Genomic DNA, 11316 nt, shown 5'->3' with positions numbered 1-11316 from the left:
TCCCCAACCCCCCCTCCCAGCCGCCGGGTGCCGGCGGCGGCCTGCCCGTCACCCATGGCGGCCGGACCTGGATGCTCAACCCGGAGGTCGTCGCCTCCTATGACCGGATGATCCGCCAGGCGGCGGAGCGGGAGTGCATGCTTTCCGCCATCATCCTGATGCAGCCGCCCGGCGACTCGCCGTCCGGGTCCTGGATCCGCACCGCCGGCCATCCCGATGCCGCCTCGCCCGGCATTTATGTCCTTCCCAACTTCACCAGCCGCGAGGGCGTCAACGCCTACGCCGCGGCGATGAACTTCCTCGCCGAGCGCTACTCGCGCCCCGACGGCGAGTTCGGCCGCGTGCACCACTGGATCATGCACAACGAGGTGAACAGCGGCTTCTTCTGGAGCAACGCCGGGGACAAGTCGTCGATCACCTACCTCGACCTCTACCAGAAGTCGATGCGCACGGCCCATCTACTAGCCCGCCAGTACGACGCGAACGCGACGGCGCTGATCTCGCTCGAGCATTGCTGGACCATCTCGCTCGACCCCCGTGCCCATCCGGCACGGGAGCTCCTCGGCCACCTCGTCGATTTCAGCCGCAAGGAAGGCGACTTCCCGTGGGCGATCGCCTTCCACCCCTATGCCCAGGACCTCACCAACCCGCGGGTCTGGGAGGACAAGGAGGCGACCTTCGACATCGGCACGCCCTACCTGACCTACCGCAACATCGAGGTGCTCGACGCCTGGGCCCGCCAGCCCCGGGTCGCCTACCGCGGCCGGCCGCGCGAGATCCAGCTCACCGAACAGGGCGTCAATTCCCCGGACTACGATCCGGCAACGCTCTCCGCCCAGGCCGCCAGCATGGCCTACGTCTGGAAGAAGATCGAGAAGCTCGCGACGGTCCGCGCCTTCCAGTATCACCTGTGGGCCGACGACCACAGCGAGGGCGGCCTGCGCCTGGGACTGCGGAAGTTCGGCGACGACCCGGAAGACCCGCTGGGCATCAAACCGATCTGGCACGTCTACCGCGCCATCGGCACCGACCACGAGGAGGAGGCCTTCGAGTTCGCCAAGGAAATCATCGGCATCCGCAATTGGGAGGAAGTCCGCCACCAGGGACCGGTCACCGGACTGTGAGCCGTGTGGGACCTCATTTCCCTTGGCACGGGGGCGCCCGCAATGGTTCCCCTTTCCCGGTGTCGGAGCTTTCCAGACTGGGCGAACGCTTGATCGACGAGGCGATCGCGGCCGGCGAGCTGACGCCGCCACCGCCGGGGACGGAGGTCGATCTGGAGAACTACTTCAAGACGCCCGCGGAGTGGCGCGCGGGCTTCGCAATGCTGCGGGGCCACGACTTCCTTCCGCCCGAGGTGGAATTGCTCAAGCAGGCCGAGACGCTCGAAAAGGAGCTCGCCGGCTGCAGCGGAGCCGAAGAACGGATCCGGCAGCGCAACCGGATCTCGGAGCTGCGCGCACAATTCCAGATGGCACTGGAACGCATGCGACGCGGCTAGGGAGAGCGCCCTCCGCAGGCAAGGCGGAACGCGCGCATCCGGTGCTACTTGCCGGCAGCTTCGCGGGCCGCCTTGACGCGGACATCCAGCGCCTCGAGTTCCGCGAGGAGCTTCTTGCCGTCTTCCGTCTCGCCGAGAAGCCGGCGGCGGACCTTTTCAGAGGCCTCGTTGGCCGCCTGGGCCTTCTTGCGGGACTCCTCGAGCTCCGGGATCCCGGCGGATGCCTTCTCGACCTCGATCCGCACCTGGGTGAATTCCTTCATCGCGGCCTTGCGGGCTTCCGCGTCGCCTTCGCGCTGGGCCTTCATCATCAAGGCCTGCGCCTCGGCGCTCTTCTTGAGCAGTGGTTTGACCTGGGGGTGATCCTTGCGCGCCGCGCTGAATTCCCGTGAGGCCTGCGCCGCGGCCGCCGACGCCATGCGGTACTCCTCGTTCCTGTGGAGACCCTTTTCGCTGAAGAGCTTGATAATCCGGCGCTCGAGGCTCGCCTTCTCCCGCACCAGTCCGCGCAGGTCCGGCGCGGTTTCGGCGGCAAGCGGCAGGGCGAGCAGGCAAAGCAGGGCAAGCGCGAGTGTTCTCATGTGGAAGGCAGCATGGCGAATGGCGGGAAGTCGCACAAGGGCCCGGAGCGCGGCTCGGAGCGGCATTGATTTCGGCCGTCGCACCCGCCATGCTCGGCGAACTCCCTGACCTCCCGCCATGAACCTCGACGCCCTGAACATCCGCCTCCTCACCCGCGCCGAATTCGACACCGCGGTCGAGTGGGCGGCGGCCGAAGGCTGGAATCCCGGCCTGCACGATGCCGACGTGTTTTGGAACACCGATCCGGAAGGCTTCGTCGGCGCCGAATACCACGGCGAACTGGTCGCCACCGGATCGGTCGTTTCCTACGAGGGCCGCTACGGCTTCATGGGCTTCTTCATCGTCCGCGACGGCCTGCGCGGCCAAGGGATCGGGACCCGGCTGTGGTTCCATCGCCGCGACCGGCTGCGGGAGCGCCTGCGGCCCGGGGCGGCGATCGGCATGGACGGCGTTTTCAACATGCAGGACTGGTACGCGAAGGGTGGCTTCGTCTTCAGCCACCGCAACCTGCGGATGGAAGGCGTCGGTGCGAAGGCGGCTCCGGACCCGCGGATCGTCGCGCTTTCCAAGCTGCCCTTCGAGCAGGTGGCCGCCTACGATCTGCCCTGCTTCGGGGTCGTGCGGGACCGCTTCCTGCGCGCCTGGATCCAGTTGCCGGATTCCCGTGCACTGGGCTTCATGATGGGCGACCGGCTGGCCGGTTACGGGGTGATCCGCCGCTGCCGGACCGGCCACAAGATCGGCCCGCTCTTCGCCGACGACCCGGAAACCGCCGCCGCCTTGTTCGACGCGCTGGCCGACGCCGCCGCGGGTGAGGCGGTCTTCCTCGACGTGCCGGAGAACCACGACGCCGCGATGGAACTGGCACGGAAGAAAGGCATGCAGGAAGTCTTCGGCTGCGCCCGCATGTACCACGGTCCGCCGCCGGTGATGGTCCTGCAGAAGACCTACGGCATCACGACCTTCGAGTTGGGATAACCACGAAACGATCGAATTTCGCGAAAGCGGGAGACTCGAGAAGGTCTCCAATTCTGAGATCATCAAATTCTAGTTCATTTCGCTCGTTTCGTTGTTCCCTCCCACAAGCTGGTCGAAAATTTGGTGCCGGCTTCGAACAAATAGCTCGCCCGCGACCTCCGGCTCGTGCTCATCGGCGCGATGAACGAGCTGTTGAGCGACATCGACCGGCAAGGTTGGTCGGTGGTCCCCGGATTCCTGGAGAACGACGACGCCGCGCGCCTGGTGCGGGAGTGCGGGCAGGCTTGGGAAAACGGCGAGTTCCGCCGGGCCGGTGTCGGCCGCGGGGAAAACCTGACCATCCGCGAGGACATCCGCCGCGACGAGGTGATGTGGCTTCAGCCCGATGACCTTTCCGTGGAACAGCAGGCCTATCTCGAGCGCCTGGAATCGCTGCGGCTGGAACTCAACCGGCGCTTCTACCTCGGCCTCTTCGAATTCGAGGGCCACTTCGCGATCTATCCGGAAGGCGCATTCTACAAGGCCCACCTCGACCGGCATGCGGGGACCCAGGACCGCATCGTCACCGCGATCCTCTATCTCAACCCCGACTGGCAGCCCGGCGACGGCGGCGAACTCAAGCTGTGGACGAGCCCCGGGGACAAAGAGGGCGACTTCGTCCTGATCGAGCCGCGGATGGGAACCCTGGTCTGTTTCCTGGCCGGCGATTTCTGGCACGAGGTGCAACCGGCGATGAAGACACGGATGAGCATCACCGGCTGGTTCCGACAGCGGTAGTCCACCAGACGGAAACTGCCACGGGCTCCCGTCGGGCGGCCGAGAGCCATTTGGAGTGCGGTGGCAAAGCGAGTCATCGAGCGGCGACACCGCTTTGGGACCACGCCGGTGCTGCCGCCTCACTCCAAAGCGCTTCCGCCTTGCGCTGACTTCAGCTTCGCCCGCCGGACTGATCGGCCTGTTGAAGCAAGCCGGGTTCAATGCCACCGCCCAGCCGGTCCGCATCGACGCTGCCGCCGGGGTCGCTCCCCCTTTCGGCGAGGGATCCGAGATGATCGAGGATCCCCACGGCATTCCTGCAGGTGGATTCCAACGTCAACTCGGGACCTTGAACGGCCCGGGAAAATGACCCGACATGCGGGTGGACACCCCGGCGGTCCGCGCCGAGTCTGCCCGCGTCGTGGCCGATGACCCCCAGCGTGCGAACACCGCGGAGATTCCCAACGCCGAGGCGGGGGACATCCGCCGGCAGCCCGTCGGCAAGGTCGGCCTCAAGGCCGCCTTCTCGGCCTTCAGCCACCGCAACTACCGGATCTTCTTCAGCGGCCAGGTCATCTCGCTGATCGGCACCTGGCTGCAATCCACCGCGGAAGGCTGGCTGGTCTACGAACTCAGCGGCTCGTCGGTGGCGCTGGGCTTCATCCGCTTCGCGAACATGCTGCCCTTCGCGCTGATCGCGTTGTGGGGTGGCATCATCGCCGACCGCCACCCGAAGCGGACCATTCTCCTCTTCACCCAGGGCGCCTCGATGCTGCTCGCCCTGGCGCTGGCGGCGCTGGTCTATTTCGGCCTCATCCAGGTGTGGCACGTCGCGGCGATCGGCTTCCTGTTAGGAATCGTCAACGCCTTCGACGTCCCGGCGCGCCAGTCCTTCGTGGTCGAGCTGGTCGGCCGCGACGACCTGATCAACGGCATCGCGCTGAACTCGTCGATGTTCAACCTGGCGCGCGTCGTCGGTCCGGCGGTGGCGGGGCTGCTGATCGGGGTCGTGGGTATGGCCGGTTGTTTCCTTCTCAATGGACTCTCGTACATCGCGGTGATCACCGGCTACGGGATGTTGAAGCTGCCGGAGTTCGAGAAGCGGACCGACCACCCGCCGTTCCTCGCCGCCATCCGCGAGGCCTTCGCCTACATCGCCGGCAACGGTCCGCTGCGGGCGATCATGATCCTGGTATCGACCTTCAGCGTCTTCGGCGTGAGTTTCGCGGTGCTGATGCCGGTTTTCGCCAAGGACATCCTCCACGGCGACGCCAAGGCCTTCGGAATCCTGATGGCCTTCAACGGCGGCGGCGCGCTGATCGGCGGCCTCACCCTGGCGTCGGTCGGGAAAAAGTTCACCCGCCGGGCGCTGATCTACGTCGGCCTCTCGGGGTGCTGCACCTTCCTGATCCTGTTCGCGCTGTCGACGACCTTCTGGCTGTCCTGCGCGCTGCTGCTGTGCGCCGGCTTTTTCATGATCGTCTTCCTCGCCACCGCCAACACCGCGACCCAGCTGCGCTCGCCGGACCACCTGCGCGGGCGGATCATGGGCTTTTACTCGCTGTGCTTCCTGGGCCTCGGCTCGGTCGGCAGCCTGGTCGCCGGCTTCCTCGCCAAGCACGTCTCGGCGCCGGGTTCGGTGGTCATCGGCTCCTGCGTTTGCCTGACCGTCGGGCTGCTGGTCTTCAAGCGGATCATCCGCATCCCGCGGGATCCCGCGCCCCTGCCGTAGCGCGGGCTGGCCGCGGCAGGCAATCGTCGTTAGGTTCGCCGCCAGATGACACGCTCGGGCCGGATTCTGCTCCTTCTTCCCCTGATACTCCCCGCCCACCTCGGGGCCGAAGAGGCGAGCTGGGAGTACCGGCTGGCGCGCAAGGTCGACGGCCGTCTCGACGGGGTCGAGCGCGAGCTGGTCGATATCCGCGGCCAGCTGCCGTCCCTGCCCGAAGTCCCGGTGGCCGACCAGGGCGGCACCGGCGGTTTCGCCAGCATGCACCCCGGCGCCCGGGCCGAGGCCGGTTCCTCCTACTCGGTCGAGCTGCGCTGCCCGGAAGCGCACGAGATCGACCTGGTCGCCCTGGTCCCCGCCCGCCGTTACGGGGTCAGCGGGCTGGAGTCGCAATTCGGACTGCCGGACGACTTCACCGTCGACCTGATCGACGGCGCGGGCGAGGTCGTCGCGCGGATTGCCGACGAGCGCAACCTGTGGGCCGATCCCGTGCGCACCGGCCACCCCTTCGTCTATCCGGTCAGCCCGGCGGTCACCGCGGCCGGGCTGCGGATCACCGCCGGCCAGCTGCGCCTCGATCCCGATGTGCTGGACAGCTACGTCCACGCCTGGGCGGAAGCCTTCCTCTTTTCCGGCGACACCAATGTCGCCCGCCAGGCCGCCGTGACCAGCTCGGGCGGGGTGGCGCCATCGGCCCCGTGGCAGTGGAACAACGCCTTCCTGGTCGACGGCCTGACGCCGCTCGGCCTGCCGGAGCTGCCCGGCGAGGTGCACCGCAATGTCGGCTGGATTTCCGAGGGCCGCCCCAAAGCCAACGACCCGGTGTGGATCGAAATGGACCTCGGCAAACCCTGCGAATTCGACGCGATCCGCCTGTTCCCCGCCAAGCGGCCGACCTCGGACCTGCCGAGCGGATTCGGATTCCCGCGGCGCTTCAAGGTCACCGCATCGGCGACGCGGAGCGGCGGACGGCCGGTCGAGACGCTGTGCGAGAAGGACGTCGAGATAACCAATCCCGGCCACAACCCGGTGCTGATCCCGCTCGAACGCTGCAAGGCGCAGTATCTGAAGATCCAGGTGACCGAGTTGTGGAAGGCCTTTGAAAACTACCCGGCCTTCTTCGCCCTGAGCGAGGTCGAGGTGCTGGACGGCGAGATGAACCAGGCCAAAGGCGCCACCTTCCAGTCGCCCTTCAGCCTCGGCAATGTCGTCGGCCCGGGCTTCCAATCGTGGAACACCGCCAGCCTCAGCGACGGCTTCGGACCCGACGGCCGCCTGGTATCGCGACGGGCCTGGCTGGTCGACCTCGACCGCCGGCTGGCCCTCGAGCAACGCCAGTTCGACCTGAGGCAGGAGTCCCAGGCCATCATCGCCGGCTGGCGCCGCGCCGGCCTGGCCGCCTTCGCCACCTGCGGCGGGCTGGGAGCCATCCTGCTCGTCGCCCTGCCCCTGCGCTACCGGTCGAAGGCGAAGAAGCAACTGACCCAGGTCCGCGAGCGCATCGCCGGCGACCTGCACGACGAGGTCGGCAGCAACCTCGGCAGCATCCAGATGATCGCCGACCTCGCCGAAGGACGCTCGGGCCCGTCCGAAGAGCTGAAGCGGATCCAGCGGATCGCCGCCGAAACCGTCAGCGCGGTGCGCGACATCGTCTGGCTGCTGCGGCCGCAGGGCGACCACCGCATCGGCACCGTCGAGCATTTGCGCGAGACCAGCTCGATCATGCTCGAGCGCCTCGAGTGGGACTTCACCGCCAACGAAGCCGCGTGGCAGGTCGAGCTCTCCGACGAGGAAAACCGCCATCTCTTCCTGTTCTTCCGCGAGGCGCTTCACAACATCCTCCGCCACGCCAAGGCGACCCGCGTCGACATCCGCGCCGAGCAGGACGACGGCCGCTTCCGCCTGACCGTCGCCGACGACGGCGTCGGGATCGACCCCCAGAAGCTCGAACGCCCCGCCACCCAGCGTGCCTTGCGCGAGCGGGTCAAGGCGCTCGGTGCCGAGTTCAAGGTCGACACTTGCCCCGACGAAGGAACCCGCCTCGACCTGTCGATCCCCCTCGGCCGCAAGCGCCGGCCCGGTTCCTGAGCCGAACCTCTGCTTTGCGAACGTCCTTCCTTCGGCTATCTCTTCCCGCGGTGGCTGCCAAACCGACATCCGAGGCCGATCCGGCCAAAAAACCGATCCGGCTGATCCTCATCGAGGACCATGCCGATTTCCGCGAGTCCGTGTCGATGGTCCTCAAGGAGCGCGGCTACGACTGCGTCGGCGAGTTTTCCACGATGGAGGACGCGCTCGAGGCGATCCGTGGCGGCCTCACTGCCGACCTGGTGCTGTCGGACCTCGGCCTGCCCGGGATGAGCGGCATCGACGGCATCAAGAAGATCCGCGAACTGCTGCCGCTGGTCCAGGTGCTGGTGCTCACCGCCTTCACCGACAAGGCCAAGGTGTTCGCCGCCCTCGAATCCGGCGCCCACGGGTACCTGGTGAAGGCCGGCAGCGCCACCCGGTTGATCTCGACCCTCGAGGAAGTCCTCGCCGGCGGCACCCCGCTGGATCCGAAGATCGCCGGCATGATCCTGCAGACTTTCCGCAAACTCAGCCCCATCCAGGACGGCGAATCGCTGTCCGCACGCGAGTGCGAGGTGCTGCAACTGTCCGCGAAAGGCCTGACCCGACAGGAAATGGCCGACGCCCTGCAGATCAGCACCCACTCGGTCACCGAGTACATCAAGCGCTGCTTCGACAAGCTGCACGTCCGCAATTTGCCGGCCGCCGTCAGCGAAGCGATCCGCCGCGGCCTGCTGGATTTGTCGTAACCCACTGGAATTCCAACCTTTTCCCGCGTGTCCCAATTTTTAGGGACATGACAGGAACCCGAAATATCGCCATGGTTCGCGCATCCGGAGGGAGCAATCCCCGAGGGAAGATGATTTCATGACGAATTCAAAAGGGACCGCGTGGGTGCGCGGTCCCTCTTCGTTTTCCGGGGAAACGCATTTTCGCCGGCGGATTTCAGGCCATGCGGGCTGTCCCAAATCTTAGGGACAAGACAGAGACCGCATTTTTGGCCATAGTCCTCTCAACCGAACGGGAGCAATCCCCAAGGGAATAGCGAAATTTCATGACGAAATTTAGATAGGGGCCGCGTGAGTGCGCGGCCCCTCTTCGTTTTCAGGGGGTGGGGAATTTCGAGGGAGGCCCGGCAGGGAGACGGATTCACCGCTCGTCATTTGCCTTCCGGCTGCCCACCGTCCGGCCCGCCCGGCCGCAACGACCTCCAGACTTTCCACCACCGTGAGCACTTTCAAAGAACTCGGGATTCCCGCCGATCTCATCCAAGGCATCGAGGAGCTCGGCATCCTCAAGCCGACCGAGATCCAGGAAAAGGCCATCCCTTTCCTGATGGAGAACGGCGGCGACCTGATCGCCCAAGCCCAGACCGGTACCGGCAAGACCGCCGCCTTCGGCCTGCCCCTGCTGACCAAGATCAACCCGAAGTCGAAGGAGATCCAGGGGTTGGTCGTCGCGCCGACCCGCGAACTCGCGAAGCAGATCGGCAAGCAGCTGTTCCGCTTCACCAAGCACTCGGCAAAAATCTTCACCGAGGTCGTCAGCGGCGGCGACAAGATGGACCGCCAGATCGCCGCCCTGCAGCGTCCGACCCAGATCGTGGTCGCCACCCCCGGCCGGCTGGTCGAACTGGTGAACAAGAAAGCGCTGTCCCTGGACGCCGTGAAGTACCTGGTTCTCGACGAGGCCGACGAGATGCTGGGCATGGGTTTCAAGAAGGAGCTTTCCCGGATCGTCGACCTCACCGGCCAACGGCGGGCCACCTGGCTCTTTTCCGCCACCTTCCCGGATTCGATCCAGCAACTGATCCGCCACTGCATGCTGGAAACGCCGCGCACGCTGGCGGTGGATCGCGCCCATGTCGTCAACCGCGACATCGACCATCGTTTCGCCGTCTGCGCCCGCGACGAGAAGGCGGCCTTCATCGACGACTTCCTCGAGCGCCGTCCCGATGAACGGGGCCTCGTCTTCTGCCGCACCAAGGCCGGCGCGATCACCCTCGGCAAGCAGCTCGCCAAGCTGGGCCACGCCGTCGACGTCCTCCAGGGCGACCTCACCCAGCCCGAGCGCGACAAGGTCATGCGGTCGTTCAAGAAGGAGCGCTTCCGCGTGTTGGTCGCGACCGACGTCGCGGCACGGGGGATCGACGTCGAGGGCCTCTCCTTTGTCATCCACCACCAGGTTCCGGACCAGCTGGAATACTACACCCACCGTAGCGGCCGCACCGCCCGCGCGGGGCGCAAAGGGGTCTCCGTCACCCTGATCGAGCCCCGCGAGCGGGCGAAGCTGACACGGATCGGCGACCAGCTCGGGGTGGTTTTCAGTGAGATCCGTTAGGTCCTGGCGTATAGGAGGGTTCGAACCCATGGAACCCTCCCCTATCAAGGACGCCCCCGTCACCGCGGGTGGCTTGCTGAAGCAGCTCGGGCCCGGCCTGATCATTTCCGCCTCGATCGTCGGCTCCGGCGAACTGATCGTCACCACCAAGACCGGCGCTGAGAACGGATTCGCGCTGCTCTGGTTCATCATCTTCGCCTGCCTGATCAAGGTTTTCGTCCAGATCGAGCTGGGCCGCCACGTGATCACCCGCGGGGTGACCATGCTCGAGGCGATGAACTCGGTCCCGGGCCCGCGGCTCAAGGTTTCCTGGATGGTCTGGGTGTGGCTCGCGATGTTCGTCGCCACCTTCTTCCAGCTGGCCGGTATCGTCGGCGGCATCGCCTCGGTGTTCCGGCTCGGCGGCTCGGAGCTGTCGACCGGCATCTGGGCGCTGATCGTGACCGGCTCATGCGCGGTGCTGCTGGCAATCGGCCGCTACGCCTTCGTCGAGCGCTTCTCCACCCTGATGGTCGGGCTGTTCACGCTGTTCACCATCTTCGCCGTGTTCGCGCTCTACCGGACACCTTATGCGATTACCGCCGCGGACATCGCCGGCGGCCTGACCTTCGACCTGCCGGAGAACTTCACCGTCGCCTTCGCCGCGTTCGGGGTGGTCGGCGTCGGTGCTTCCGAGCTGATCTACTACCCCTACTGGTGCCTGGAAAAAGGATATGCCCGCTACACCGGGCCAAACGACGGCTCGCCGGAATGGGCGGAGCGCGCCCGTGGCTGGCTGCGGGTGCTGCGCTGGGATGCCTGGGTTTCGATGGTCGTCTACACCGTCGCGACGATCGCCTTCTACCTGCTCGGTGCGGCGGTGCTGCACGGGCAGGGTCTGGAAATCGAGAACGACAACGTGATCCCGAACCTGTCGGTGCTCTACAGCGAGTCCTTCGGCGAGGCCGGGCTGTGGGTCTTCATCGTCGGAGCCTTCATCGTGCTCTACTCCACCGTGTTCATCTCCACCGCTTCCAACGGCCGCCTGTTTGCCGACCTGCTCAAGATGTTCGGCCTGGTGAAAGAAGCTTCCGCCGAAGCCCGCCAGCGGCACATCCGGATCGCCTGCGTGGTCCTGCCCGCGCTCTACCTGCTGTTCTTCCTCTTGGTCGGAGCGCCGGTGACGCTGGTGACCGTCGGCGCGGTGGCCCAGGGCGTCATGCTGCCCTTGCTCGCGATCGCGGCCCTTTACTTCCACCGCAGTTGGACGATCCCTGCCCTCGCGCCGAAGCGCGCCTGGGTCCTCATGCTGTGGCTTTCCTCGGCCTTGATGACGCTGGTCGGCCTCTACTCGGTCTGGGACCAGATCCGCAAGTGGTAG

The 11316-nt window shown here is 66.3% G+C and carries 11 protein-coding genes; 10 read left to right on the top strand and 1 reads right to left on the bottom strand.

Annotation, left to right across the window (positions count from 1 at the left end; translation table 11 throughout):
- Both IG178_RS12850 and IG178_RS12845 read left to right on the top strand, forming a co-directional pair.
- The coding region (locus tag IG178_RS12850) for a DUF5722 domain-containing protein (RefSeq protein ID WP_226895384.1) at positions 1–1124 on the top strand (1124 nt) is incomplete at its 5' end.
- Between the two features lie 59 nt (positions 1125–1183).
- The gene (locus tag IG178_RS12845; RefSeq protein ID WP_193212964.1) at positions 1184–1501 is read left to right on the top strand and encodes a DnaJ family domain-containing protein; all 318 of its coding nucleotides are present in this window, start codon (positions 1184–1186) and stop codon (positions 1499–1501) included.
- Positions 1502–1545: 44 nt separating this feature from the next.
- On the opposite strand, the gene IG178_RS12840 is transcribed toward IG178_RS12845, so the two are convergent.
- Positions 1546–2082: a hypothetical protein gene (locus IG178_RS12840; RefSeq protein WP_193212963.1), complete on the bottom strand. Its 537-nt coding sequence runs from the start codon at positions 2080–2082 to the stop codon at positions 1546–1548.
- A 118-nt stretch (positions 2083–2200) separates the two neighbouring features.
- Here IG178_RS12840 and IG178_RS12835 point away from each other — a divergent pair, with 118 nt between their 5' ends.
- From IG178_RS12835 to IG178_RS12800, 8 genes are all read left to right on the top strand, one after another.
- Positions 2201–3061, top strand: a complete 861-nt coding sequence (locus IG178_RS12835; RefSeq protein WP_193212962.1) for a GNAT family N-acetyltransferase — start codon at positions 2201–2203, stop codon at positions 3059–3061.
- 180 nt (positions 3062–3241) lie between these two features.
- Positions 3242–3838, top strand: a complete 597-nt coding sequence (locus IG178_RS12830; protein ID WP_193212961.1) for a 2OG-Fe(II) oxygenase — start codon at positions 3242–3244, stop codon at positions 3836–3838.
- A 181-nt stretch (positions 3839–4019) separates the two neighbouring features.
- Positions 4020–4187 carry a hypothetical protein gene (locus tag IG178_RS12825; RefSeq protein WP_193212960.1) on the top strand — a complete coding sequence of 56 codons (168 nt, stop codon included), beginning with the start codon at positions 4020–4022 and terminating at the stop codon, positions 4185–4187.
- Between the two features lie 6 nt (positions 4188–4193).
- Positions 4194–5549 (top strand): MFS transporter, encoded by a 1356-nt coding sequence (locus IG178_RS12820; RefSeq protein WP_193212959.1) that lies wholly within the window; start codon positions 4194–4196, stop codon positions 5547–5549.
- A 45-nt stretch (positions 5550–5594) separates the two neighbouring features.
- Positions 5595–7634 carry a histidine kinase gene (locus IG178_RS12815; protein WP_193212958.1) on the top strand — a complete coding sequence of 680 codons (2040 nt, stop codon included), beginning with the start codon at positions 5595–5597 and terminating at the stop codon, positions 7632–7634.
- Positions 7635–7684: 50 nt separating this feature from the next.
- On the top strand, positions 7685–8365 hold the full coding sequence (locus IG178_RS12810; protein WP_193212956.1) for a response regulator: 681 nt from the start codon (positions 7685–7687) through the stop codon (positions 8363–8365).
- 478 nt (positions 8366–8843) lie between these two features.
- Positions 8844–9956: a DEAD/DEAH box helicase gene (locus IG178_RS26200; protein WP_193212955.1), complete on the top strand. Its 1113-nt coding sequence runs from the start codon at positions 8844–8846 to the stop codon at positions 9954–9956.
- Positions 9957–9984: 28 nt separating this feature from the next.
- Entirely contained in the window at positions 9985–11316 is a 1332-nt protein-coding gene (locus IG178_RS12800) for an Nramp family divalent metal transporter (RefSeq protein ID WP_193212954.1), read from the top strand.

The sequence above is a fragment of the Neoluteolibacter marinus genome (genome assembly GCF_014904755.1).
In the GTDB taxonomy this organism is placed as follows: domain Bacteria; phylum Verrucomicrobiota; class Verrucomicrobiia; order Verrucomicrobiales; family Akkermansiaceae; genus Haloferula; species Haloferula marina.
This window is presented reverse-complemented; position numbering and strand designations above follow the sequence as displayed.

What these genes read in the sequence shown, in the direction of transcription:
- IG178_RS12840 (WP_193212963.1), bottom strand. Translation starts at nt 2,082, where the DNA reads ATGAGAACACTCGCGCTTGCCCTGCTTTGCCTGCTCGCCCTGCCGCTT.
- IG178_RS12835 (WP_193212962.1), top strand. Translation starts at nt 2,201, where the DNA reads ATGAACCTCGACGCCCTGAACATCCGCCTCCTCACCCGCGCCGAATTC.
- IG178_RS12830 (WP_193212961.1), top strand. Translation starts at nt 3,242, where the DNA reads ATGAACGAGCTGTTGAGCGACATCGACCGGCAAGGTTGGTCGGTGGTC.
- IG178_RS12820 (WP_193212959.1), top strand. Translation starts at nt 4,194, where the DNA reads ATGCGGGTGGACACCCCGGCGGTCCGCGCCGAGTCTGCCCGCGTCGTG.
- IG178_RS12815 (WP_193212958.1), top strand. Translation starts at nt 5,595, where the DNA reads ATGACACGCTCGGGCCGGATTCTGCTCCTTCTTCCCCTGATACTCCCC.
- IG178_RS12800 (WP_193212954.1), top strand. Translation starts at nt 9,985, where the DNA reads ATGGAACCCTCCCCTATCAAGGACGCCCCCGTCACCGCGGGTGGCTTG.